Genomic DNA, 24595 nt, shown 5'->3' on the forward strand with positions numbered 1-24595 from the left:
ACTCAACCAAGTAAACTTGGCGGCTGTTTTTCATCGGAGCGACATTTTATGCGTCTTTACCAGGGTATTCGAAGCCTGATCCTGACACTTTTCCGGAAAATCCTGTTTTTATGGGTTCGGACAGACGTCAGCGGGAACAGCATTGAAGCACTGGGGCTGTCGCCTGAAAAGCCCGTCTGTTATGTACTGCAATACAGCTCGCTATCGAGTCGACTGGTTCTTGAGCAGGAGGTGATACGGGCAAATCTGCCCGGTGCCACTACTTCACTTCCGGTAAAAAATGGCCCTTCGCACTCCTTCTTTTTTCTGTACCGTCGAGTTGGCAGATCCTTCCGCAAACGCCAGGCGCCTGTTCCAACCCCTGAATTCCAGGCGCTGGTGCGCTACGGTCTGGAAAACCCGGAGAAGGATGTACAGATTGTTCCTGTATCCCTGTTCTGGGGACGTTCTCCGGACAAAGAAAAGTCCCTGGTGAAACTGCTTTTATCAGACACCTGGTCTGTTGCTGGCCGACTGCAAAAATTCCTGATTATTCTGGTGCATGGTCGTAACACCTATGTTCAGTTCAATAAGCCCTTCCCGCTGAAGCAGATTATTGAAGAGTATCGCCACAGCGAAGAGCGCGCCAACCGCAAGCTTGCCCGTATTTTGCGAACCCACTTCCGCAAGGTTCGACAAGCGGTGTTAGGCCCGGATTTGTCGCACCGGAGAACGCTCGTAGAGGGCTTGGTAAGAACCCAGGCCGTTAAAGAGGCTATCCGGGAGACCGCAGTCAAAGAAGACATAGCGCCAGAAAAAGTACGTGCCCGGGCCTACAAATACGCTGATGAAATTGCCGCCAGCATGTCCATCGTCACCATCCGTATTTTTGAGGTACTACTTGCCTGGCTCTGGAACCGTATTTACAAAGGCATTGCCGTTAACAACATTCGCGTGGCCAAGGAAACTGCTCAGAACAACACGGTCATATACGTGCCCTGCCACCGCTCCCATATCGACTACCTGTTGCTGTCTTACGTGCTCTACAAAAACGGCCTGATGCCCCCGCACATCGCAGCAGGCATCAACCTGAACATGCCGATATTGGGGCCAATCCTGCGCCGGGGCGGGGCCTTCTTCATGCGCAGAAGCTTCCGGGACAACCCGCTTTACAGCACCGTTTTCAACGAATACATGCACGTAATGTTTACCCGTGGCTACTCGGTTGAATATTTTGTAGAAGGCGGCCGCAGCCGCACCGGCCGTATGCTGCAACCCCGCCCAGGCATGCTCGCCATGACAGTGCGCAGCTTCCTGCGCGACCACCGCAAGCCGATTGTTTTCGTTCCTGTGTACATCGGGTATGAAAAGGTCATGGAAGGGCGATCTTACCTGGGCGAACTCCGGGGTAAGAAAAAGCAGAAAGAAAGCGTGTTCGGGCTGGCCAAATCCGCCCGCAACCTTGGTAGCTCCTTCGGCAAAGTTGCACTCAACTTTGGCGAGGCCATACATCTGTCTGAGGTATTGGACGATGTCCGCGACAGCTGGCGCGATGAGGCTTACAGCTCAGAGTATCGTCCTGCCTGGCTCAATGAAGCGGTTGGCGAACTATCACAGCGCGTTGCCTCAAACATCAACGCATCGGTAGCAGTAAACCCCATTGGCATGATAGCAACCGTATTGCTTGGCGCTGAAAGGCTGGCCATGGATGAAGGCCAGCTTGTTCGCCTGGCGGATCAGTACGGAGACCTTCTCAAGGCTTTCCCCTACGCAGACACTGTAACCTTGCCTGAAGGCTCAGGAAAAGACTGGGTTACCTACTGCGAATCCATGGGGCTGGTCTCACGCCAACCCCAGAAGCTGGGTGACATCATTGGGCTGGAAGGCAGCAATGCCATCCTGATGACCTACTATCGCAACAACATCCAGCACCTTTTTGCCTTGCCTGCACTGGTGGCTAGCCTGTTCGAGAACAAAAGCTCACTTGCACGTGAACGAATCGTCCATCTTGCTGGCGTCGCCTACCCTTATATCCAGTCTGAACTGTTCCTGAAGTACCAACCTGAAGAAGCGGAAGCGGTTATTAACCAGTGGATTGACGTTCTGGTAGAACAGGGCCTGCTGGTTGCCCAGGAGAACGACAGAATCGCGCGCCCCGAAGAAGGCACTGAAGCCATGCTGCGCCTCAGAATACTGTCCAGATTCATCATTCAGACGGTAGAGCGGTACCACATCGCGCTGGGTATATTGCGCAAAAATGGTTCAGGGACGATTACCGCAGCAGAACTGGAAGAGCAGTGCACCTTGCTGGCAGAACGTATGTCTATCTTGTTCGGGCTGAATGCGCCTGAATTTTTTGACAAGAGCCTGTTCCGGAACTTTATTGCCAACATGCAAAAAAACGGTGTTATCACCACCGATGACAACGAATTGCTATGCTATGGCGAAGGCCTGGATGAAGTGGCGGATGATGCCCGACTGGTACTGAGCGTGGAGAAACGACAGGCCATTCAGCAAGTCACTATGCTAGGCGTGTAACGCCGCCCGGCAACGGCCTCTGGTTAACGGCACTTGCATGCGCACAACCCATTACTAAGCATGTTGCTGCAACTGGAGGCTACAACGGCCGATCTATGCAACATTGCCGCTCCCAAAAAGGCCGCTAATTTGTCGGTTAACAGCGACTTGCTGAATAAAGCTCGTGCTCTGAACATTAACCTACCAGCGCCCCTTCCTGAAGGCGCCATTCAAGCCTCTCATACAGTGCGATATCGTAGCCTTTGGGAAAGAGGAAAAGGACTTCCGCATCTTTTGTCTCGCCTGGATTAATCCATTCCACCGCTTTGACTTTCAACTCGACGCTATAGCGTTGGGTCTTCTTCCCCGTGATCATTTTCGGCATCGTACTTCTCCTGTGGCGGAGTTATCGATGCGTGTCCACTGAAGTGGGGGAAGTCCACGTCGGCCTGCCTTGCCTTGTTATGGGTGTCTTGGCACAATGTACCAATATTTGGTACAGGAGGCTTCTCATGGCTAGAAATACCAGCATTACACTTGGCCCTCACTTTGATGAGTTTATTGCGGCCCAAGTGGAGAATGGCCGTTATGGCTCGGCGAGCGAAGTGGTCCGCGCCGGACTGCGCCTGCTTGAAGAAACAGAGAGCAAGCTTGATCGCCTCCGACGCCTCTTGGATGAAGGTGAGCAAAGCGGGATAGCGGATTATTCCCTTGAAAGCATTATTGCAGAACTGGATAACGAAGCTCACTAATGCGTCCTTACCTACTTACCGCTTCTGCCCGTAAAGATCTTATTAATATTGGCCGCTTTACCACCGAAAAATGGGGAAAGCGGCAACGCGATAAATACCTCAAGCAGTTTGATGATGCATTCAAACTGCTTTCTCGCCAGCCTGAAATAGGCCGCGATGCGGACGATATCAAGCCAGGGTACAAAAAATTCAGCCAGGGTAGCCATGTCATCTTTTACCGGGCTGGCACGGAATCCCATATCGTTGTAATACGGATTCTTCACAACAGCATGGATGTGGAACAGCACCTGTAACCCCATAACGCTGAAGCACAGCGGCGCCACGTCAGCGGCGTCCGGCGGCCATCGGCCGCAAACTGCTGCGACTTGTTAATTTGTGGGTGTAGCACTGCGCCCGATCCAGTATTCAAACGGCCGAACCAGGCCTGGAATTTTTAAATTTCTCCCACGAAACCCTGCAACTGAAAGGAACACGGTTGCAACGATGCTCAAGCCCATACCAACCAGCATGAGTATATTTTTGAGACCATCGCCTGAAAGGTAAGGGATGCTCGTGCCTGCGTCACGAACCGCAATACGAACCCCAACAGCTAGTGCCGCCAGAAGCATGAGGTAAATAAATGTTGATAGCCAAAGATCCATGAACTTCAGCAGAGTCATCTTGCTATGCGTAAATTCGAAACGACGAGCCAATAGCAGGAAAAGAATAACCAATGGTACATACAGCCAGGAATAGGTATAGAAAATGATCAAGCTGACCAATGGCACCGTGCCAGCGATGATACGTTCTTGAGTGCTTACTTCCATATACCGACAATCTCCTTGAAATTAACGAGGCTGTAGAAAAACCCAAAAATGAGCGAGTATTCCACCGCCTGCGATCTCGTTTTTTTTAGCCGGTCAGTTCGCCCAGCAACTTCCTGTTTTCGGATTGATTGCCCTTTATAGCCCTCAATCCCGGTATTTCAGTGTTCAGGCGCCCGTAACCTTGTGCCTAAGGGGTATTTCGGGAGGGCTTGCTCCCCCGGTCATGCCGCCATCCGCCCATAATTAGCCAGCTTCTCAATATTGTGTACCAAGCAGTACAACTGCCACTGGCCCTGCACCTTCTTCTTTCCCCTGAGACTGAACCGGTTCAGCCGTTTGTTGGTGCCAATGTTGCCGAACACGGGTTCCACCACCGACATGCGATGACTGTAAATCTCTTTACCTTTAGAGCTATCCACCCGATGCTTCATCCAGTCGGTATAGCTCGGCGTACGATTGCGTTCTAATGCAAACGTCACTTGCCTGCCACTGCCTTTGCGGTGGTCAGCCGACGCCGGGTTTTGCATGCACTGGTGCTTTTTGGGGCAATGACGACACTGCAGCAGGCGGCCTTTGAAGTGGGCACGGGAGACACCATTCCCATCCGTGCGAGTCGCCTCATAATGAAGCTCTTGCCCTGCCGGGCAGATACAGGTGAGCGTGACCGGATCGAACTGGAATTCACGGGCCGGGATGATCTCTTTCCAGCCTGTGTCTGGCTGGTTCTGGTGACGCCTGCCGTATTTGTCTTTCTGATGCGCGAACTTGGGATCCCGGCTGCGGAACCGGTTGTCCGGAATGTAGCCATTGATATTCCGTTCATGCAGGTACTTCATATTGGCTTCGTTGGCGAAGCCGGTGTCGGCGGTTACCACAGTGCCTTGCTGGTAGATGTTGTCCGCGATGCCCAGTTTCCTGAATCGGGCTTCGACACTTTCCAGAACCGGTTGCAGAGTGTGGTGTTCCTGGCCTTCGCCGAAGGCTTGAGCATCGATGATGATCTGGTGTTTCTTGTCCACCGTGGCCACGCCGTTATAGCCCTGGATCGTGCCCTTGCTGGTGGTCATCTTGCCGCTTTCGTTATCGGTGATGTTGCTCTTCACTTCCTTGCGTCGTTTCCCCTGGCCCATCCTTGGGCTGTTGGTCTTTAGGAAGCGATCCACTTTCTGCAAGGACTCGTCCAGAGAGAGAACCGTCTTCGCCCGGCGGATATCCCGGTCCAGCTCGGCCTCGGTTTCCGCCTCGTCCCGTTCGTGGTGTTCTTTCAGATGGTGGCGGATGAGTCGTTTGAGTTTCTGGCGTTTCTCCTCCAGCTCTTTAAAGGTGCCAGACCATTCCTTGGCGGCATTGGAGGACATCTTGCAACCGTCGATGGCAAATAGTTCGTGGCCCAGCAAGCCCTGTTCGTCACAGACCAGCAGCACCTGCTCGAACAACTCCTCAATCTCATCAGCATGGCTGCTGACGAACTTGGCTAAGGTCGTGAAATGGGGCACCGTGTCGCAGGACAGGGCTTTGAAAATAACGTTGGTCTCGCAGCACCACTGGATCTCCCGGCTAGAGGTGATACCGCGGGAATAGGCAAACAGAATAACGGGCAACAGGATAGCCGGATCGTAGGCCCGACGGCCTGTGTCCTTATTGCGGTACCTCGGATAAAAAACCGACAGATCGAGCTTGTGTTGAATCAGGTAGTGCACGGCATGTTCGAAGGTGCCGGGCTGAAGCTGCTCTTTATAATTCACCACGAGAATAGTGTCCTGATCGTGGTTATAGGGCCTGAAGCGGGGCTTGGCTTTGGGCATCTGACGGCTCCTTGTCTGTTTGCTTGATCCTATCAAACCGAGGCGCGATTTCGGGGTTTTTCTACAGCCTCAACGCCTGCATAAACGGCGGCTTTTACGCAGCGAAGCGGAGAAAAAGCCGTCCGGTGGAGGCCCCTCGGGCCGGAACGAATTTAATGCACTGGTTATGACTGAAGCCCGAACACCAGTAAAAATTTGATACCGACGCTCGCAGCTATGCCCAAAATGATGATTGTATAAAATGCGAGCGGGTTGCCATAGTAGCGATCGATAAGCCAGAAAAAGACAAAACCCGTCACGAGGTCATACACAAATGTTAGTGCCAAGATTATCCCAACAAAGGGGGTGAACTGCTGGAAAAAAGCCAGTAGCAGACCGATCACTAGGAACGTGCCAGCATAAATTGCAGTTGTCTGCCCCGGCCGTCCATTGTTCATGACATGCCGAATGCAGAAAATCAGTATTGCTAACTTTAAGACTACTCCCATCTTTCCCTTCCTTGGTCATAACGATGGATGTTAAGCGGCACTGGCGCCAGCCAGGGTCCGACTTAACGTGTGGTTATACGGACCGTCCTGAAAGACTCTCATATTCCACCTCACTCACAGGCCACTCCAAACCCGGCAGACATCCCTGGGAAGTTATCAGGCCAGTGGTCAGCGGGGGCACCGAAGATGCGAAGGCACGGAACAAAGGCGACCACGATTGCCGATTGATCCACCTTCCCTCAAGAGCCAAGCCAGACGGATCAAGCCGCGACTTATCCGTCTGGCTTGGCTCTTGAGGGTAGCAGGGAGAGCGTTCAACGGCGATCCGCTCTATTTGTTTTCTTGCACCGGTTTTCAAAACCAGAAAAATACTGTTTATACATACAGTAAATTCAGGTAACCTTCCGAGATAAGGCAAGAAAACCTATGCAATCAACCCACCGCTATAACAGCTAATTATACGAACGAGTTCGTATATCACTTATTCGTAAAACTCCATTCAAGCACACTCAAGAAAACACGATTTTCCAAATAAAAACAAAATCTTGAGCACCAATTACCACGGCCACCGCCGGAGTTATACGCCCTCTTCAGAACCACTCCCGCTCCCACCATGGGCGTATAACTCCACCCTTCATACTCCAACTTTCGAACCCTATCAGATAGTTATCCTCTTTTCTCGGAAGAGTTCTGGAGTTTTGCGAACGCGTTCGTATAACTCCTGCAGCATGCGCGCCCGTGCTGGTTGGATTCGGATCTTCGAATATCACAGGAACTACAACACCAGCTTCAAACCTGGAGGCCAGGTTAGGCCAAAATGTATCTGAGGAGGTCAGTCACGGCTTGTAGTGGCATCGTAACGCGGAGCGTCGGTGGGCAAAGGATCGGCTAGAGGGCTAGCGCGAGGGTAATGCGCGGACAGGGTAGATATCGTAACGGCTACTCTTGCCCTCTACCCGGGTGCTCGGCTCAGGCCCGGGGATCGCCGGTGCCTTCCGTGGGCGTTTAACCACCACGCGATAGGTTGCGGTGGCCAGTGCAGCGTTCAACAAAGCTTCTGAGTCGTCGTCATCCCCTACTACCGTTCGGAACACCTGCATTTCTTTCTTCACCAGCGCAGATTTGTCCCTGTGGGGAAACATGGGGTCGAGATAGATAACATCGGCCACTTCTGAGGCCTCTTCAACGCTAGTCAACCAGTCAATGCTACTCCCGGCCCTCAGTGTCATTCGGGCGATGATGGGTGCGCAATCCATATTCAGGGCTGCCCGGGCCAAACCATCCGCCAGCAACGCATGAATCACGGGGTTACGTTCAAACAGGCTGACATGACAACCAAGGCTAGCGAGCACGAACGCGTCCTGACCCAAGCCAGCAGTGGCATCCAGAACATGCAAGCCTGCTTTGGCTTTCTGTAAGCCAACAGCGCGCGCAACAAGCTGGCCGGAGCCTCCACCATGCTCACGACGGTATCCCATCTTGCCGGTCACAAACTCTGCTCTCACAGGGCCTGGTGCGCCTTTTCCGGCTACTTGCAGACACAATCCGTTCTCGTCCAGAAACAGTAAGGCATCAGCCTGCTGCACATCTTTCGGGCGGACAACACCAAGGTACGGCAAGGATAAATCAGAGCCAAGCAGTTTGGCCTTGTGATCATCGCCAAGCGGACTTCGGGCGACAGCCAACGGAATACGTGTGTGGTCAAAGGGGACTTTCGAAGCGTTAGGGCGTGACATCAGATAAAAACCTTATTCACGGCCCGGCAATTTCTTCCAGGTAACTTCATCGCGGATGTAAACCGGTTGCGCCTGCTCTGCCGGCACAGCCAATCCCTGACTGAACTTCAACGCGGCCAGACGTGCAACCCAGGCAGCCCGGGGAATGAGAGATTCATCCACCGCAGTGATCAGGCTTGAAGCCTCCGGGGGCATCTTTTCACGAAATGCCCAACCCTGGCCCGCACCAGCCCACTCTTCAATTCCGGGCTCCAGAACAACGCTGGACGGTGAACAGACGCGCTCCGCGCCAATCAGCTCTGGCAAGCCCGAGCGATTCAAAAAGCAGCCCCAGTAGACTTCGCTCATGCGGGCATCAAAGGCGACAGCTACGCCTTGGCCTTCACTTACCTGCAAGGCCTCAATAGCGCCAAGCGCAACCGTTTCAAGCGAAGAGACCGGAACAACCGGAAGGTTGAGCCCCCATGCCAGGCCCTGAACCACACCCGTGGCGATACGGACACCAGTAAAGGATCCCGGGCCACGGGCAAATGCCAGGGCATCGAGATCGGCTGGTTTAAGCCCTTGCTCCGCCAATAACTCTCGCAGCATGGGCATCAGAAGGCGTGTATGGCCTCTGGGCGCAATCTCAAACTTCTCGATAACCTCACCGTCAACAAAAAGGGCTGCAGAGCAGCCCTCTGAGGAGGTGTCCAGTGCCAAAAGTTTCACAGGCGTGAATGGCCTCGATAGAACATCAATGGATTACTTGAGGCGAGCACTAATCTGTTCGCGAATACTGTCCAGACTGCCTACACCGTCTACGCTCACATATTCTGGTGCCACTTCTGGCTGGGTCTTGGCCAGATCCTGATAGTAGCCGATCAACGGCGCGGTCTGATCGTGGTAGATCTTCAGGCGCTTGCGAACGGTTTCTTCCTTGTCGTCTGCACGCTGCATCAGCGGCTCACCCGTTTCATCGTCTTTACCTTCCACCTTGGGTGGATCGTATTTGACGTGATAAATCCGGCCACTACCCTCATGCACACGGCGACCAGACAAACGGCTAACAATCTCTTCGTCGTCCACAGCGATCTCGACAACATAGTCGATAACAATGCCCTGATCTTTCAAAGCTTCAGCCTGGGGAATTGTGCGCGGGAAGCCGTCCAGCAAATATCCATTTTTGCAGTCAGGGCTCTTAACCCGCTCTTCAATCAGCGCAATAATGATGTCATCAGAGACCAGGCCGCCGGTCGCCATCACTTCTTTAACCTGCAGTCCAAGCTCAGTTTCAGCTTTAACAGCGGCCCGCAGCATATCGCCAGTGGAAATCTGGGGAATACCAAAACGCTCAGTTATAAATTGGGCCTGAGTCCCCTTTCCCGCGCCTGGTGCGCCTAACATGATGATTCGCATACAGCTGTGCTCCCGTTTTCGTTATTAAAGTTTGAAAAACTGTGGCAAAAACCCGTGCCTTTGCGACAACCTCTCCCGTTGAAACAGATGTCGGTCGAATTCGACGATGGCGCATTATACGAAGTCAGGCACTTCAGAGAAAGTCGACCTCCGTATCATCTACATAAAACTGACGTATAACGGAGGCTAGCAAGACCAGCATCAGGTGTTCAGTGACGATGCCAGGGCATCCAGTTCCGGGGCCACCTGATCAATTTCGACATTCAACTCATCCACGAATCCTGGCTCCAACCCCAGGCCATCCAGCAAGGCAGGAATATCATCTGAATTGAACTCGTCGCCAATGCCTCGCTCCTTCAGCAATGCGTTAGCCAGCTGAACCATCATCACATAGTTTTGATGCTCACCTTGGTAGCCTGGCTGCTGGTGCACGCCTGCAGCTTTGACAACCGGGTCAGGCAACTCCCAGAGACGATGCAGAATTCCGCCAATGGCACCGTGACCTACAGAAATAATTTCCTGCTCACCGCCCTGCCCGAACACCTGCTGCTCCAGAGACTGCATGCTGGCTTCCGGGTTGGCTTCTCGCAGCTTATTGAGCTCTTTGAATTCTGCCGGAAACAAGTGCCCAACCAGCAACAAACCAAAGTTGTGCAACAAGCCGCACAAATACGCCAAGCCTTTGTCTGCACCGCAGCGAGGCGCCATGCGTTGACTCACAAAAGCACAGTAAAGTGAGTGACGCCAAAAACTATCCATACCCAGGATGCCCGCCTTGGGCACATCGAACGCACGAACTGAAGCAATGCCCAATGCTATGTGGGCAACCCGGTCGAAGCCCAGCACGCGGGTTACAGCATCCTGAACAGAGTTAATCTGGCCCGGGTAATTGAACAGCGCCGACCGGGCATAGCGCATTACCTGCGCCGTCAGGCTAGGGTCAAACTCAATAAGCTCCGCCAGCTCCCGGGCCGTGGCCTCGGTGTTGGACGTCAAGCGCAAAATACGCAATGCCAGTGCCGGCATAGGCGGCAATCGATACAGTTTTTTCAATTTGCTGGCGACTTCTGCCAGCGTCAGCGCATCCCGGCCACCGTTATTACCCGGCCCGCGAATAGCCAGATTCCCTTCCCGGCTACCGGCCATCGCCAGCCGCAACGAGCGCCCATCCAGCTCTACCATGGAGTGATCTGTGCCACTGGAAAACAACACCTGCTCAGCCTGTGAGATACCTTCATCCAGCAATACTGGCAACTCGTAAGCATTGCCAATTGGTGGCGTAAACCCGGGGTCACAATCACCGAACAACCGCATGGTCTGCTGCGCCGTCAGGGGTTGCAAATGGCGCCCTGTCAACTGGTGTAGAGCTTCTGTATCAAGCGCACTGTCGAATTTGTGCACAGCCATAACAATGCCACTGATATCAATCAGCAGTGTTGCTTTAATGACGTTTTTCCGGGATTCGCCCAAGGCCGATACGGCCTCATCCAGGCTGCTAGCCCGACCGATGGGCCGCTCCTGATAAGCAATGCCTTGCTGATTAAAAAATCGCTCCAGTCGCGCTGCGAGAGCCAAAAGAATACTCCTGTTATCCATGGCAGGGGCGCCTCTGCCCCTCTATCCATTCCCGGCCGATTTAGCCGGTGTTGCGCATTCCGGCGGAAATTCCCGCCATTGTAACCTTAAGTGCTCGTTCTACCAGCTCAGGAACCTCTCCTTTGCCTTCACTCTCCCGGTCACGCCTCAACAATTCTGCCTGAAGATAGTGCAAGGGATCTGTGTAGGGGTTGCGAACGCGCATGGAGTGAGCAAAAACCGGCTCGTCTTCCAGCAACTTGTCCTGTTCCTTGAGTTCCAGCAAGCGCTGAACGCAGCCCTCAAGACGAGCACCCAGGCTTACCCCGAGCGCTCTGAGCTTATCGTCGTCCAGCAGAGTTTTCTCATAGTAACTGGCAATGCGCAGATCCGCCTTGGCCAACACCATTTCAAGCATGTCTACATAGGTGCGGAAGAACGGCCAGCCATGCATCATCTCACGCAAGACAGGCAAGCGTCCCTCTTTAGCTGCATCTTCCAACGCCACGTCGCTGCCAAGCCAGCTGGGTAGCATTAGCCGCATTTGAGTCCAGGCAAAAATCCAGGGAATAGCCCGCAAGCTTTCCACTCCACCGCTGGCTTTACGCCTGGCTGGCCGGCTGCCCAACGCCAGCTTTCCCAAAGCCTGCTCGGGGGTTACCTGGCGGAAATAGGGTACAAAATCCGGGTTCTCCCGAACCACATCCCGATAAGCTTTGAGCGATCGCTCCGTCAACCAGTCCATGGTGTCTCGCCATGCATCTTCTGGCTCAGGTGGTGGTGCCAGAGTCGCCTCGATAACAGCTGTGGTGTATAGCGTCAGGCTTTGCACCGCAAGCTGGGGAAGGCCGAACTTGAACCGGATCATTTCGCCCTGTTCTGTAATGCGGAAACTGCCATTTACCGAACCGGGAGGCTGGGAAAGAATCGCACGATTGGCTGGTCCACCACCTCGGCCGACAGTTCCCCCCCGACCATGGAACAGAGTCAGGTGCACGCCGTAACGACCTGCCACCTGAGTAAGCTTTTCCTGGGCCTGGTATTGCGCCCAGGCAGCCATTAGCTGGCCGGCATCCTTGGACGAATCCGAGTAACCAATCATGACCTCCTGACGTCCCTGGCAGTAGTCCCGGTACCAGTCCACCTCGTACAAGGCGGCCATGCTTTCAGGCGCACCTTGCAGGTCGTCCAGGGTTTCAAACAAGGGCACAACACGCATGGGGAATTTCATGCCGGATTCACGAAGCAGCAAGATGACACTCAGAACATCAGACGGCTTGCTGGCCATCGAAATAACGTAGGAGCCCAGCGCTTCCGGCGTTTGCTGTGCAACCACCTCGCAGGTATCCAAAACCTCACGCACCAGCTCGGAAGGTTCCCAGTTCCGGGGGACCAGCGGGCGACGCCCCTGCAGCTCACGAACCAGAAAGGCCTGTCGGTCTTTTTCAGGCCATGAAAGGTAATCACCCAAGCCAAGATACTCCACCATTTCCGCAACCGCTTCCGCGTGTCGGGTGGCTTCCTGACGGATATCGAGACGAATCAATGGCAAGCCGAACGTATGGGCGCGGCGGATAGTGTCCAGCAAAGCACCTTTGGCTATGTGCTCAAGCCCGCACTCCACCATTGAGCGATAACAAAGTTCAAGCGGCGCAGTGAGATCTTCATTTTCGAACAATATGCCATTGCTATCGGCAGGCTCTCCGTTGATAGAGGCTTCTGCCCAATCGCGGGTTTTAATCAGCCGGTCACGAAGCTCCGCCAACACATGACGGTAAGGTTCGCGGGAATCGCCGGCAAGGCCACGCAGCTCATCGTTTGCTTGCCACATGGAAAGCTCAGCCCGCAGCGATTTGATGTCGCGGAGAAACAGATCGGCAGCCATCCAGCGCCCAAGCAGGAATACCTTTCGGGTTACCTCATGGGTGACGTTCGGATTGCCATCGCGGTCGCCACCCATCCAGGATGCAATGCGCACAGGCGTTGCCTGCAATGGCAGCCCTTGGCCCGTTGCGTCCTGAAGCGACGTATCAAGATCGGCAAGAAACCGGGGCAGAGCTTGCCAAAGGCTGTTTTCGATAACTGCAAACCCCCACTTGGCTTCATCAACTGCCGTAGGGCGCTCATGTCGAATTTCATCTGTGTGCCAGGCTTCTGCCACAAGCCGGGACAATCGCTCGGTGATGGCATCCTGTTCTGCCGGCAACAGGTCATCGTGATCCAGACGGGCCAAGCATTCCGACATCTCATCGTATTTCATGATCAGTGTGCGGCGTGCGACTTCTGTGGGATGCGCCGTTAGCACAAACTCCACACGCATATCGGCTACACATTTATGCAATGCTTCGGCCGTCACTCCGCTGGTTTTCAAGCGTTCGAACACGCCTGCCAAAGGCTCAACCATAAGGTCCGACTGGTGCCCGCGCTTGCGACGAATACCATGATACTGCTCAGCCAGGTTCGCAAGGTTAAGAAACTGGTTGAAGGCTCTGGTGACCGGTAACAGCTCATCATCGCTTAATTTGCCCAGAAGGCTGACCAGTCGCTGACCAGAGCCGCTTTCCTGCCGGCGGTCCGATTTGGCAGCAGCCCGGATTTCCTCAATAAGGTCATAACATTCACGGCCGGGGTGTCGCTGTATGCTCTGCCCCAGCAACTCGCCCAGCATACGGACATTTTCTCGGAGATCAGGGTGTAGCTCGGTCACATTGGCGTCCTTATGGATTGACGGAGACAAAGTAAACTAACGATACTAAGGAACGACTGGAAAAGTCTATTGGCGTTTAGATGCCTGAGGAGCGACCATGAAAGTCACAGATCTGCCCAAGCAATGGGAGCAAAAGAAAGAGCCTGCAGAGCGCACTCATGAATACAGCCTGAGGCTTCCCCTTGGAGACGCTGCAAGAGTTGCAGCTCTGGCCGAGCTTTACCCCGATCGCAACGAAAGCGACATTCTCAATGACATGGTGGCTGCCGCCTTGGACGAACTGACCAGCCGAAATCCGCTAAAAGAAAAGTTGGGCAAGCATAAGCTGTAGGTGTTTAACTCCAGTTTACCGATGGCGAGCGAGTAATCAGGCTACAGATTCGATCTGGCGAGCCTTCAGGCGCTTGATATGCTTTTGGCTAAGACGCACAAATTCCGGTGTAAGCCCTTTGTCTTCATACAGTTCAAAGCCATCCTCGTCAAAGGCAACTACCTGATCCCCCTGCACATAGGGGAACTCAGCTTCAATCTCATCAAGCGCCACCGTTATCAAGTCGCGCAACAAATCCTCAGGCGATTTCAGTGGGTAGAGGGTCGATAAGGCCTCAAGTTGCTGGTGATGATGATCAGACAAAGCCATAAGGTGGGTATCACGAGTAAGCTTTCGGCTTGCGTGCTTGTCCCAGTATCTGACCAGATCTTTTATTTTCATCAAACCTGACTCCTGCATCCTGTTGGTGACACTCAGAGCCCAAACAGCGCTCCTGCTTCAACCAGTGTAGACGAAGCCAAGGATCAGCTCTTCTTTTCCACACCTTTGACTGACTGCCAGATATCATCGAGTGCTTCGAGCGTTTCCCCATCAAAGTCGCGGCCTTCTTGAACCAGCGCCTGTTCAATGGCCCTGAACCGTGCCTCAAATTTGTGATTGGTGCGCCCAATTGCCTGTTCCGGGTTAACCTTCATAAAGCGGGCGAGGTTCACACACACAAACAGCACATCGCCCAGTTCGTCCTCAACGGCGTCGCGCTCACCCTTCCCGGATTCGGCGGCCTGCCAGGCCTCTTTCAGCTCATCAATCTCTTCATGGAGCTTGTCAAAAACAGGCTCGATATTTGGCCAGTCAAACCCGTGTCTTGCCGCCCGCTTCTGCAATTTCTCCGCACGCACCATCGCAGGCAGCGCCCGTGCAATGCCATCAAGCCGGCTTGGAGATGGCGCATCCGCTGCGTCTGCTTTTTGCGCCTGTGCCCGTTCTTCCGCCTTGATACGCTCCCAACTCTCTTTGATCCAGGCTTCGTCCGGCCGGTTATCCGGATCAATACGGCTTTCCAGCGTACCCTCGGGAAAAACATGAGGGTGTCGCCGAACAAGTTTGCGCACCAGGTTATCGACCACAGAATCAAAATTGAAGCGGCCTTCTTCATCCCCTATCTGCGAGTAGAAGATCACCTGAAACAGCAGATCACCCAGCTCATCCTTGAGGTTTCCGTAATCCTCCCGCTCAATGGCATCCGCCACTTCGTAGGCCTCTTCCAGCGTATGGGGCACGATGCTTTTGAACGTTTGTTTTGTATCCCAGGGGCAACCGGTTTCAGGGTCACGCAGCCGGGCCATCAATACTTTCAAATCGTCAATGGAGTAAGTCATGAGCGCTTACGCCTGACGTCAATAATATTGGGCAGGTTACGAATCTGGGCCAGCAACCGCGCCAACTGTTCCAGGCTGGAGATTTCTACTGTCACAATCATGGTTGCGGTGTTGTCATCCCGGTTCGTCATGGTATGAAGCGCCAGAACATCACTCTTTGACAAGGACAATACCTGGGTAATATCACGCAGCAGACCCGACCTGTCGTAGGCTTCGATTTCGATATCCACCGGGTAAACAGAGGCTTGCTGGCCACCCCAACTCACTTCAATAATCCGGTTCGGCTCGAATTCCTGCAAGTTCAGGAAGGTAAGGCAATCCTGCCGGTGAACCGTTACTCCCCGCCCGACGGTAATGTAGCCACCTATAGCGTCCCCCGGCAGAGGCTTGCAGCACTTCGCCACCTGGGTTTTCAGCTTGCCTACACCCAGTATGTGAATATCCGATTCGGTATCGTATGGCTTACGGCGCTGGGCAGTCAGCTTCAGATCAAGCTGTTCCGATTTCGGTTCCAGCATTTGCTGGGCAACATTGGCCACATGCGCCGGCCGCAGGTCGCCTGCACCCACTGCGGCAAACATATCTTCGGCGTTGTGATAGTTTACTTTTACCGCCACCTGGCCGAAATCCACGTCGTGCAACGACAAGCGCCTGAGCTCGTCTTCAATGATGGCGCGCCCATCGGTCACGTTACGTTCGCGATTCTGCTGCTTGAACCAGTGAGTAACCTTGGCTCTTGCACGGGACGTTTGGAGATACCCAAGGCTTGGGTTCAGCCAGTCCCGGCTTGGAGCGGGATTATTCTTGGAGGTGAGCACGAATACCTGCTCCCCGGTTTTCAGCGGGTAGGTCAGCGGCACTATCCGGCTATCTACCCGTGCACCGCGACAGGCATGGCCTATCTCGGTGTGCACCCGGTAGGCGAAATCCACAGGAGTAGCACCCTGAGGCAAATCAACCACATGCCCATCGGGCGTGAACACGTATATCCGGTCTGATACAACGTCCGTTTTAAGATGATCAGCCAGCCCGGAGAGATCGCCCAATTCCTCCTGCCACTCCAGCACCTGGCGAAGCCAGTTGATCTTGGCTTCATAGCCGGATGCTTTCTGATTTTTATCCGTACCCTTGTAAAGCCAGTGAGCACACACTCCCAACTCAGCATCTTCATGCATGCTGTGGGTGCGAATCTGAACCTCCATTACCTTGCCATCAGGCCCGATAACCGCCGTGTGCAGAGACTGGTAACCATTTTCCTTGGGGTTGGCCACGTAGTCATCAAATTCATTGGGTATGTGGCGCCAGAGTGCATGCACAATCCCAAGTGCCGCATAGCAGTCTTTGACTTCCGGCACCAGTATGCGCACAGCTCTGATGTCGTACACCTGAGAAAAGTCGATGCCCTTTATGCGCATTTTCCGCCAGATGCTGTAGATATGCTTGGCGCGACCGGAAAGTTCAGCGTTGATACCAGAAGCTTTCAGCTCAGCCTGAAGCGTGCTGATAACACGGCGAATATACTCCTCGCGATCAAGGCGTTTTTCATCCAGAAGCTTTGCGATTTTCTTGTACGCAGTCTCATGGAGATAGCGAAAGGACAGATCTTCCAGCTCCCACTTGATGTGCCCGATACCCAGGCGATGGGCCAGGGGCGCGTAGATATCAAATACTTCCCGAGCCACCCGCATGCGCTTTTCTTCCGGCGCATTCTTGACCCCGCGGATAGCACAGGTGCGTTCCGCAAGTTTGATTAACGCCACCCGGACATCATCAATCATGGTGACCAGCATTTTGCGGACATTGTCCAGCTGGCCCTCACTTTGCCCAAGCACATTGCCTTTAAGCGGATGATGAATCGAGGAGATGGCTGCCATTTGCTGAACACCGTTGATCAGCATGGCCACTTCGTCACCAAACTCCTTGCGGATAACCTCAAGAGCAACTCGCTCTTCCCGTACTGCCCGGTAGAGAATGGCGGCAACCAGGCTGGTTTGATCCAAGCGCAGCTCTGCAAGCACCTGAGCCATTTCTATGCCAATGCGAAAGCTGCTGGAACCAGCTGCCCACAGTCGGTCTTCACGGTAGGCCTGCAGATCTATTTCAGCAGCTTTTTCGCAAGCCCTGCGGAATTGCGCCACATCATCCAGGTGGGTCTGCGATGAAATCTGCTGAACCCAACCATCGATATCAATCTGGCCATCGCCATCCACTGCGTAGTCTTCGCGAACTTTTACCATATCTGTTTTGTTATTCCTGGTGGTTCACGCAGCAGTCCTTTGCTGCGCACAACAACATTCATTGTCAGTCGCGCTCAAACAGCGCAATCGACTCCACATGCGTGGTGTGAGGAAACATATCCATCACTCCAGCACGTACCAACCGGTACCCATTTCGGGCCATTACACCCGCATCCCTGGCCAGGGTGGCAGGGTTACAGGACACATACACAATGGTCTTGGCGCCGAATGCGGTCAGGTACTTGCAGATTTCTTCTGCCCCCGACCGGGGCGGATCGATCAGGATTTTATCAAACCCCTCCTGCGCCCAGCTCTGGCCGGTAAAATCTCCGTGCAGATCCGCGCCGTGGAACGCTACGTTCGTAAGCCCGTTCAGTTCCGCATTCTCCCGGCCCCGCACAACCATCGCATCGTCGCCTTCAACGCCAATCACCTGCCCGCCCTTGCGCGCAAGTGGCAGTGTAAAGTTGCCTAACCCGCAGAACAGATCCAGAACCCGCTCACCTGGCTGCACATCCAGCCACTCCACAGCCCTGTGTACCATGGCCTTGTTAATATCTGCATTGACTTGGGTAAAGTCCATGGGATGGAACTTCATGGTCAGGTCGAAGGCGTCAAGCCGGTAGCTGAGCCGCTCATCCTGCCGGCCGGCCGATTCCGGCCAGATGCGATGAACAGTATCCGGCCCTTTCGGCTGCAGATAAATATGCAGTTCGTGCGCCTGACCAAAGGCAATCAGTTTTTCCTGGTCGCCACTGCTCAGTTCATCCATATTGCGGAAAACCATAGCCGCTGTATCGTCGCCACAGGCAATCTCCACTTGGGGAATGCGGGCATAGGCATCCATGCTGTGCAGTAACTCGCGCAGCGGAACAATACGCTCCCCAATGCGCGGGTCCAAAACCACACACCGGTCAATATCCGTAAGGAAGCTGTTGCGCTTCTCCCGGAAACCAACCAATACCGACTCGCGAGCCTTCACATAACGCACACCCATACGCGCCTTGCGCCGATAAGCCAAAGTGCTGTCAGGGCGTAGCGGCTCAATCCACTCCTCAGGCTCTATACCGCCAAAGTGCGCGAACTGTTCACGCAGTGTGTCTTCCTTGAAGCGGATCTGAGCATCGCTACTCATGTGCTGCAGACTACAACCACCGCACAGATCTGCGAACTCGCATGGAGGTGTTTGGCGGTCCGGTGCAGACTCCAGCACCTCAAGGGTACGCAGCTCATCAAATTTGCTGCGGCTGGACACCACTTTGGCCATCACCGTTTCACCGGGCAAGGCACCATCGACAAACAGGATTTTTCCGTCCTGACGAGCTATGCCGCGGCCATCATGGCTTAGCTTGTCCACTTCACAGCGTACGGGTTCCGTAGGAAGTGCCTTCCTGCGTCGTCTGCTCATAATCTGTTCTCTTGGTGTCGTCAGTCAGGTTCAGGTGTTTGGAAACACACCCGTGGATAAATAGCGGTCGCCGCGGTCACAGATAATGGCTACGATAATGGCGTTTTCAACCTGGGCAGACAGTCGAAGTGCAGCGGCAACTGAGCCGCCGGATGATACGCCACAGAAAATCCCTTCTCGCTCAGCAAGCGCACGCATGGTGTCCTCGGCTTCTTGCTGGCCAATATCGAGTACCTGATCCACCCGGGCAGCATCGTATATGCTGGGCAGGTAAGCTTCAGGCCAGCGGCGGATTCCCGGTATGGAAGCACCCTCTTTTGGCTGCAGGCCAATGATGCTGATATCCGGGTTGCGCTCTTTCAGGTAACGGGACACGCCCATAATAGTACCGGTGGTACCCATGGAACTGACAAAGTGCGTTACCCGCCCCGCCGTCTGCTCCCAGATTTCAGGGCCTGTGGTGCGGTAATGCGACAGTGGGTTGTCCTGGTTACTGAACTGATCCAGCACCTTGCCTTTGCCTTCCGCCTGCATTTTCAAAGCCATGTCTCTGGCCACTTCCATACCTTCTTTCTGGCTCACGGTAATGATCCGGGCGCCGTAGGCTCTCATGGATGCACGGCGCTCTTCGCTCATGTTGGCCGGCATAATAAGTATCAGCCGGTAACCTTTGATGGCGGCTGCCATTGCCAGAGCAATACCGGTATTACCGCTGGTCGCCTCAATCAGCGTATCCCCGGGCTGAATCTCACCGCGACGCTCCGCTTCCTGAATCATTCCCAGAGCAGGTCGGTCTTTTACAGAGCCCGCCGGGTTATTGCCTTCCAGCTTTGCCAGAATTACATTGCTGGTCTCGCCAGGAAGACGCTGCAATCGAACCAGAGGCGTATGCCCGACATAATCTTCAACTGTTGGAAAATGCATATGAGAACCCTGTGGTACACTTTTGCGTGGCATGATACGCCTTATGGCCCCGGTCGCCCAATACAGCTTCTCGCTAAAACCATGACTGGAGGCTATATGAGCAACGTATTTTTCGGCTCCGCCGGCTTGGATACTCAGAACATCCGCGCCCGGATGACCTACTATTACAAGGACGTAACCCGCCCATAAAGGTGGCGTTAAGTTATTTTTCAGGAATTTCGTATGCGACGTTGGGGCATTCGCAAAAAGGTGCTGGTGGTTACTCTGGTTCCCACCCTTATCACCACCCTTATGCTAGGGATGTTTTTTACCTATAGCTGGGTTAACAATATTGAAAGCCTTCTGAAGGATCGAGGCGAGTCACTCTCTCGCCAACTCGCGGCTGGCTCAGAATATGGCCTGTTCACGGCAAACCGCAGTCTGTTGAGCAATCTTTCCAGCGCCCTGCTGGAAGAGCAGGATGTTCGCTCAATTACCTTCTTCGACAGCAACCGCCGTCGTTTACTGCACACCGGACCCGGCAGTTCAGACAACCTCGACAGCAAAGAGCTGATCAGCGAAGAGGCAAGCCGGATTACCCGCAAGACCAGTACACGTTTTGTGAACCCTGTTTTTCTCCAGGATCTGATCATTCAGTCCATCCACGACCAGGGCTCACAGCAGCCCTCCTCCGAGCAAAGGCAGCCGCTTGGCTGGGTGGCAGTGGAGATGTCTCATATCCGTACGGAAAAAGAGACCTACAAAGCCTTACTGATTTCCCTTCTGCTGGTTCTGGGTGGCGTTATTTTCAGTTTGCTGATCGCCCTGCGCTTGAGCCGTGCCTTCACCGGGCCAGTGTTCGAGCTCAACGAAGCTGTCGCAAAGCTTAAAGAAGGCAAGCTGGACACCCGCATTCATACCAAGGCTGGCCCGGAATTCGAGCAGCTTGAATCTGGCCTTAATGCCATGGCAGAGGAGCTGAGCAAAGCCCAGGCCGAAATGCAGCAAAACATTGATCAGGCCACGGAAGACCTGCGCGAGACTCTGGAAACCATTGAAATCCAGAACATAGAGCTGGATTTCGCGCGCAAGGAAGCCCTGGAAGCCAGCCGCATAAAATCTGAATTCCTGGCAAATATGTCCCATGAGATCCGGACACCACTGAACGGGATTATCGGCTTTACCGAACTACTGCTCAAAAGCCCCTTGCCCCGCCAACAAAGGGATCATTTGAGCACCATTCGCAAATCATCCGAAATTTTGCTCACCATCATTAACGACATTCTGGATTTCTCCAAGATTGAAGCCGGCAAGCTGATTCTCGACCGTGTTCCCTTCCAGCTCAGGGATATTGTGGAAGAGGTAATGGTGATGCTGGCCCCCGCTGCCCATAGCAAAAACCTCGATTTGGTACCGCTGGTCTACAACGATGTGCCCGATAACATAATGGGCGACCCTTTGCGGGTAAAACAGGTAATTACCAATCTCGTCAACAACGCCATCAAGTTTACCCAGACCGGTGAAGTCGTTCTGCGGGCGAGCCTGGAAGAGGAAGACAAAGAAGGTAACCGCGTTACCCTGCGCCTGAGCATTACCGATTCTGGCGTTGGCTTGTCACGGGCCCAGCAGCAATCGCTGTTCAACGCCTTCAGCCAGGCCGATGCATCTACCGCAAGGCAATATGGTGGCACAGGCCTTGGGCTGGCCATTTCCAAGCGTCTGGTGGAAGAAATGGGTGGCCAGATTGGCTTGCAAAGTGAACTGGGCAAAGGCTCTACCTTCTGGTTCACTCTAACTCCAGAACTGTCCTCAAGTGGCGAAGCCGTCGCCCCCCGGGACGCTTTGCGGGGCGAGCGGGCCATCTATCTGGAACACCAGAAAACCTGTGGCCTTGCCGTTGAACACCTGCTGCGGGACTGGGGAATGACGGTTGATCGCGTTACCTGCCCAAGCGCCATGCAGGAGAAGATTGAAGAGGCCCAGAAAAGCCAATCCGGGTACGCCGTCGCTATCATTGGTATTACACGGCATCTGCTCAATTCCAGCCAGTACTGCGGGCTGGTGCGAGCCGTGGAGATAGAGCGGGATTGCCGCACCCTGCTTCTTACACCGACCCTCGACGTCCATGACACCCCGCTGGCCGGGCTGGCCAGTGGCCACCTGACAAAGCCCGTTTGTCGAGATGCCTTGTACGATGAATTGCTGCTCCTGGTACACGGCATCAACACATCCGGACAAGGCATTTCACGCCAGGACTACAGCGCACGACTGCCCGCCCCGGTGAATGTGCCCCGCGTACTGGCAGTGGACGACAACGATGCCAACCTTAAGCTGGTCATGACCCTGTTGCAGGATTATCAAATAGACGCAGAAGGCGCTTCAAGCGGCTTCGAGGCCCTGAGCAAAGCCAGGCAGAAGTCCTTTGATCTGGTGTTCATGGATCTTCAGATGCCTGGCATGGACGGAGTAGAAACAACGGCCCGAATCCGTGACATGGACAACAGCAACCACAGAACAGCCATTATTGCCCTCACGGCACACGCCCTGGCGGATGAGCAGGAGCGTTTGACCCGGCAGGGTTTTGACGGCTATATGCCCAAGCCTATCAGTAGCGGGCAGCTTGCAGATACCATCTTCGAATGCACCGGATACCGTTGCCAAAGCGCCGGTGAAGCAGGCCGAATTCCTGTGCCGGAGGTGCGCGACACCAGGCGCGCCCTCAGACCTTCCACCCGGAAGATGCAGCGAGAGTGCGTAAGTGTGGATGAGGGTATTCAACTGGCGGCAGGGAAAACAGATTTGGCGGAAGAGTTGTTCAGCATGCTGCTGGAACAGTTGCCGGCAGATTTCAACAGTATTAACCAGCTCTGGAATACTGGTGATCTGGCCGGCCTGCTGGAGTGCGTGCATAAGCTGCACGGTGCCACGCGCTACTGCGGCGTTCCGGAACTGCGAACTGCCGCAAACCAGCTGGAAACCGCCCTCAAATGCTCAGCGCCTGACATGGAACTGCAGAAAGACCAGCTAATGTCAGCTATTGAGCGTTTGCAAATCTGGAGCGAACAAACAGACTGGCAGCAAATGTTCCGGGCTCATCATCAGCGGGCCGAAACCAGCTGATGATGGATGGGTGCACCTGCAAGACCTTATCCGGCTTGCCTGCCCGCCCGGTCAAGAATGGCCTTCATATCCTTAACTGCCTCTTTGAGGCCGGTGAATAAGGCTCTGGCAATAATCGCGTGGCCAATGTTCAGTTCATTGATACCGGGAATAGCGGCGATCCGCTCGGTGTTGTGATAATGCAAGCCATGCCCCGCATTCACAATTAGCCCTTTCTTGCGGGCGTAACTGACGGCGTCTGATAGCGCTTTGAACGTCGCGTCCTGGGCTTCAGCACCAACCGCCTCAGCGTACTCGCCAGTATGAAGCTCGATAACCGGAGCACCACAACGCACTGCTGCATCAATCTGTGCAGGGTCCGGATCAATAAAGAGCGAGACTTCGGCGCCAAGCTTGGCAAGGCGCTCACACGCATTTGCCACGCGCTTCTCCTGACCTACCACATCAAGACCACCCTCGGTTGTTAACTCTTCCCGCTTTTCCGGAACCAGGCACACACACTCAGGGCGGACTTTCTCGGCGAATTCCAGCATGGCATCAGTTACCGCCATCTCGAGATTCATTTTGGTTTGAAGCACTTCTTTTAGCAGCAATACATCGCGGTCCTGAATGTGACGACGATCTTCTCTGGGATGGATGGTAATACCATCGGCCCCGGCTTCTTCTGCCATCAAAGCGGCCTGGACCGGATCGGGATAACGCGTTCCCCGGGCCTCACGTAAGGTAGCAATATGATCGATATTGACACCAAGCAATACTCTAGGATTCATGTCGTTCTCCCTCATGATGAGCGAATAGAAAGATGACTAAAAAGACTGCGACTGTTCAACGGGCGCCCCTGAAGCAGATAATCTGTCAGTACGCGCATGACCCGCTTTGACACCCGTCGGCTCGCGGCAGATTCATAATCCCCACCAGCAAGTGCCAGCAGCGTCTCCCCAGGCAGATTTTGCAAACGCACACCGGCGGACGCTGCAGCAACAATACCCTGTTCCGGGTCGTAGCAATAAACCTGTGCGGCATGGACTGCCTTGCCCGTGTCCATCACCTCATCCCAGCGAAAATCGTACCCCAGGGCAGCCGCAAACGCCTGCTCAAACTTTCGCAATACCGGCTCTACATCCGACGTTTGTGCAAGCTGGCCCAGCGCTTCAATATAAGCAGCAAAGAGTGTGGGGTGAGGATCGGCCTGGGGCAATACCCGTTGTATCAACTCATTCAGATACAGACCACTATAAAGGGAAACCGTGCGGTGCAGGGCCTGGCCATCACGCACATCCACATCGGTCAGAGTTTTCAGATCGCCGCGCCCCACCCAACTCAGCATCAGTGGCTGGAAAGGCTGAAGCTGAGCTTTCAGTGGGCTTTTATTACCGCTGGCACCCCGGGCTACCACGCTAAGACGGCCGTGATTCAGAGTAAAAAGGTCAACCATGAGGCTGGTTTCCCGCCAGGGCCGCCGATGGATCACATAAGCGGGCTCCTGTTGTTGCGCGTCTCTTCTCATAGTGCCT

At 54.2% G+C, this 24595-nt stretch carries 21 protein-coding genes; 6 read left to right on the forward strand and 15 right to left on the reverse strand.

The genetic code is table 11. From position 1 onward, the window contains the following. Positions 1-48 precede the first annotated feature (48 nt). The 4 genes from plsB (at position 49) to FFI61_RS09835 (ending at position 3541) form a co-directional block, all read left to right on the forward strand. Positions 49-2517, forward strand: a complete 2469-nt coding sequence (gene plsB, locus FFI61_RS09820; RefSeq protein ID WP_200370127.1) for a glycerol-3-phosphate 1-O-acyltransferase PlsB — start codon at positions 49-51, stop codon at positions 2515-2517. Positions 2518-2577: 60 nt separating this feature from the next. Further along, entirely contained in the window at positions 2578-2808 is a 231-nt protein-coding gene (locus FFI61_RS18045; RefSeq protein ID WP_200370348.1) for a type II toxin-antitoxin system CcdA family antitoxin, read from the forward strand. A gap of 200 nt (positions 2809-3008) precedes the next feature. Then, positions 3009-3248 (forward strand): type II toxin-antitoxin system ParD family antitoxin, encoded by a 240-nt coding sequence (locus tag FFI61_RS09830; protein WP_200201881.1) that lies wholly within the window; start codon positions 3009-3011, stop codon positions 3246-3248. Beyond that, a complete protein-coding gene (locus FFI61_RS09835; RefSeq protein ID WP_200201882.1) occupies positions 3248-3541 on the forward strand; it encodes a type II toxin-antitoxin system RelE/ParE family toxin in 294 nt (97 codons plus the stop codon). The genes FFI61_RS09830 and FFI61_RS09835 overlap by 1 nt, the downstream gene beginning before the upstream one ends. Before the next feature lie 75 nt (positions 3542-3616). On the opposite strand, the gene FFI61_RS09840 is transcribed toward FFI61_RS09835, so the two are convergent. The 8 genes from FFI61_RS09840 to ppc form a co-directional block, all read right to left on the reverse strand. Continuing rightward, on the reverse strand, positions 3617-4054 hold the full coding sequence (locus tag FFI61_RS09840; RefSeq protein WP_200370128.1) for a hypothetical protein: 438 nt from the start codon (positions 4052-4054) through the stop codon (positions 3617-3619). Between the two features lie 221 nt (positions 4055-4275). After that, a complete protein-coding gene (locus tag FFI61_RS09845; protein WP_200370129.1) occupies positions 4276-5859 on the reverse strand; it encodes an IS1182 family transposase in 1584 nt (527 codons plus the stop codon). A 164-nt stretch (positions 5860-6023) separates the two neighbouring features. Further along, complete coding sequence (locus FFI61_RS09850; protein ID WP_200370130.1) at positions 6024-6347, reverse strand: hypothetical protein; 324 nt, start codon at positions 6345-6347, stop codon at positions 6024-6026. Positions 6348-7243: 896 nt separating this feature from the next. After that, on the reverse strand, positions 7244-8083 hold the full coding sequence (locus tag FFI61_RS09855; RefSeq protein WP_200201884.1) for a class I SAM-dependent methyltransferase: 840 nt from the start codon (positions 8081-8083) through the stop codon (positions 7244-7246). A gap of 12 nt (positions 8084-8095) precedes the next feature. Then, entirely contained in the window at positions 8096-8794 is a 699-nt protein-coding gene (gene tsaB, locus FFI61_RS09860; RefSeq protein WP_200370131.1) for a tRNA (adenosine(37)-N6)-threonylcarbamoyltransferase complex dimerization subunit type 1 TsaB, read from the reverse strand. Positions 8795-8827: 33 nt separating this feature from the next. Beyond that, positions 8828-9481, reverse strand: coding sequence for an adenylate kinase (gene adk / locus FFI61_RS09865; RefSeq protein WP_200201886.1), 654 nt, complete (start codon positions 9479-9481; stop codon positions 8828-8830). Between the two features lie 201 nt (positions 9482-9682). Beyond that, on the reverse strand, positions 9683-11056 hold the full coding sequence (locus FFI61_RS09870) for an HDOD domain-containing protein (RefSeq protein ID WP_200202112.1): 1374 nt from the start codon (positions 11054-11056) through the stop codon (positions 9683-9685). Between the two features lie 61 nt (positions 11057-11117). Continuing rightward, the gene (ppc, locus tag FFI61_RS09875; RefSeq protein WP_200370132.1) at positions 11118-13763 is read right to left on the reverse strand and encodes a phosphoenolpyruvate carboxylase; all 2646 of its coding nucleotides are present in this window, start codon (positions 13761-13763) and stop codon (positions 11118-11120) included. Between the two features lie 97 nt (positions 13764-13860). Between ppc and FFI61_RS09880 the strand changes: the two genes are divergently transcribed. Then, a complete protein-coding gene (locus FFI61_RS09880) occupies positions 13861-14094 on the forward strand; it encodes a hypothetical protein (RefSeq protein ID WP_200201888.1) in 234 nt (77 codons plus the stop codon). Between the two features lie 36 nt (positions 14095-14130). Here FFI61_RS09880 and FFI61_RS09885 read toward each other — a convergent pair whose 3' ends face one another. The 5 genes from FFI61_RS09885 to cysM form a co-directional block, all read right to left on the reverse strand. Further along, on the reverse strand, positions 14131-14475 hold the full coding sequence (locus FFI61_RS09885; protein WP_200201889.1) for a pilin assembly protein: 345 nt from the start codon (positions 14473-14475) through the stop codon (positions 14131-14133). Positions 14476-14558: 83 nt separating this feature from the next. After that, entirely contained in the window at positions 14559-15413 is an 855-nt protein-coding gene (gene mazG / locus FFI61_RS09890) for a nucleoside triphosphate pyrophosphohydrolase (protein ID WP_200370133.1), read from the reverse strand. Further along, positions 15410-17650: a GTP diphosphokinase gene (gene relA / locus FFI61_RS09895; RefSeq protein WP_200201891.1), complete on the reverse strand. Its 2241-nt coding sequence runs from the start codon at positions 17648-17650 to the stop codon at positions 15410-15412. Before relA ends, mazG begins: the two co-directional genes overlap by 4 nt. Positions 17651-17714: 64 nt before the next feature. Then, positions 17715-19058 carry a 23S rRNA (uracil(1939)-C(5))-methyltransferase RlmD gene (gene rlmD, locus FFI61_RS09900; protein WP_200201892.1) on the reverse strand — a complete coding sequence of 448 codons (1344 nt, stop codon included), beginning with the start codon at positions 19056-19058 and terminating at the stop codon, positions 17715-17717. Between the two features lie 30 nt (positions 19059-19088). Next, positions 19089-19982 carry a cysteine synthase CysM gene (gene cysM, locus FFI61_RS09905; protein ID WP_200370134.1) on the reverse strand — a complete coding sequence of 298 codons (894 nt, stop codon included), beginning with the start codon at positions 19980-19982 and terminating at the stop codon, positions 19089-19091. Positions 19983-20204: 222 nt separating this feature from the next. On the opposite strand from cysM, the gene FFI61_RS09910 reads away from it, so the two are divergent. Next, positions 20205-23081 carry an ATP-binding protein gene (locus tag FFI61_RS09910; RefSeq protein WP_200370135.1) on the forward strand — a complete coding sequence of 959 codons (2877 nt, stop codon included), beginning with the start codon at positions 20205-20207 and terminating at the stop codon, positions 23079-23081. Positions 23082-23107: 26 nt separating this feature from the next. Here FFI61_RS09910 and pdxJ read toward each other — a convergent pair whose 3' ends face one another. Together pdxJ and recO are read right to left on the reverse strand one after the other, a co-directional pair. After that, positions 23108-23851, reverse strand: coding sequence for a pyridoxine 5'-phosphate synthase (gene pdxJ / locus FFI61_RS09915; RefSeq protein WP_200201895.1), 744 nt, complete (start codon positions 23849-23851; stop codon positions 23108-23110). Between the two features lie 11 nt (positions 23852-23862). Next, complete coding sequence (gene recO, locus FFI61_RS09920; RefSeq protein ID WP_200201896.1) at positions 23863-24588, reverse strand: DNA repair protein RecO; 726 nt, start codon at positions 24586-24588, stop codon at positions 23863-23865. Positions 24589-24595: the final 7 nt, after the last annotated feature.

The organism is Marinobacter sp. DY40_1A1 (genome assembly GCF_016597815.1).
GTDB lineage: Bacteria > Pseudomonadota > Gammaproteobacteria > Pseudomonadales > Oleiphilaceae > Marinobacter > Marinobacter xiaoshiensis.

Coding starts and splice junctions, on each gene's coding strand:
- FFI61_RS18045 (WP_200370348.1), top strand. CDS start 2,578: ATGTTGCTGCAACTGGAGGCTACAACGGCCGATCTATGCAACATTGCC.
- mazG (WP_200370133.1), bottom strand. CDS start 15,413: ATGACTTACTCCATTGACGATTTGAAAGTATTGATGGCCCGGCTGCGT.
- rlmD (WP_200201892.1), bottom strand. CDS start 19,058: ATGAGCAGACGACGCAGGAAGGCACTTCCTACGGAACCCGTACGCTGT.
- plsB (WP_200370127.1), top strand. CDS start 49: ATGCGTCTTTACCAGGGTATTCGAAGCCTGATCCTGACACTTTTCCGG.
- FFI61_RS09880 (WP_200201888.1), top strand. CDS start 13,861: ATGAAAGTCACAGATCTGCCCAAGCAATGGGAGCAAAAGAAAGAGCCT.
- FFI61_RS09845 (WP_200370129.1), bottom strand. CDS start 5,859: ATGCCCAAAGCCAAGCCCCGCTTCAGGCCCTATAACCACGATCAGGAC.
- FFI61_RS09830 (WP_200201881.1), top strand. CDS start 3,009: ATGGCTAGAAATACCAGCATTACACTTGGCCCTCACTTTGATGAGTTT.
- FFI61_RS09835 (WP_200201882.1), top strand. CDS start 3,248: ATGCGTCCTTACCTACTTACCGCTTCTGCCCGTAAAGATCTTATTAAT.
- FFI61_RS09840 (WP_200370128.1), bottom strand. CDS start 4,054: ATGGAAGTAAGCACTCAAGAACGTATCATCGCTGGCACGGTGCCATTG.
- cysM (WP_200370134.1), bottom strand. CDS start 19,982: ATGCATTTTCCAACAGTTGAAGATTATGTCGGGCATACGCCTCTGGTT.
- pdxJ (WP_200201895.1), bottom strand. CDS start 23,851: ATGAATCCTAGAGTATTGCTTGGTGTCAATATCGATCATATTGCTACC.
- FFI61_RS09855 (WP_200201884.1), bottom strand. CDS start 8,083: ATGTCACGCCCTAACGCTTCGAAAGTCCCCTTTGACCACACACGTATT.
- relA (WP_200201891.1), bottom strand. CDS start 17,650: ATGGTAAAAGTTCGCGAAGACTACGCAGTGGATGGCGATGGCCAGATT.
- FFI61_RS09910 (WP_200370135.1), top strand. CDS start 20,205: ATGCGACGTTGGGGCATTCGCAAAAAGGTGCTGGTGGTTACTCTGGTT.
- FFI61_RS09850 (WP_200370130.1), bottom strand. CDS start 6,347: ATGGGAGTAGTCTTAAAGTTAGCAATACTGATTTTCTGCATTCGGCAT.
- adk (WP_200201886.1), bottom strand. CDS start 9,481: ATGCGAATCATCATGTTAGGCGCACCAGGCGCGGGAAAGGGGACTCAG.
- FFI61_RS09885 (WP_200201889.1), bottom strand. CDS start 14,475: ATGAAAATAAAAGATCTGGTCAGATACTGGGACAAGCACGCAAGCCGA.
- recO (WP_200201896.1), bottom strand. CDS start 24,588: ATGAGAAGAGACGCGCAACAACAGGAGCCCGCTTATGTGATCCATCGG.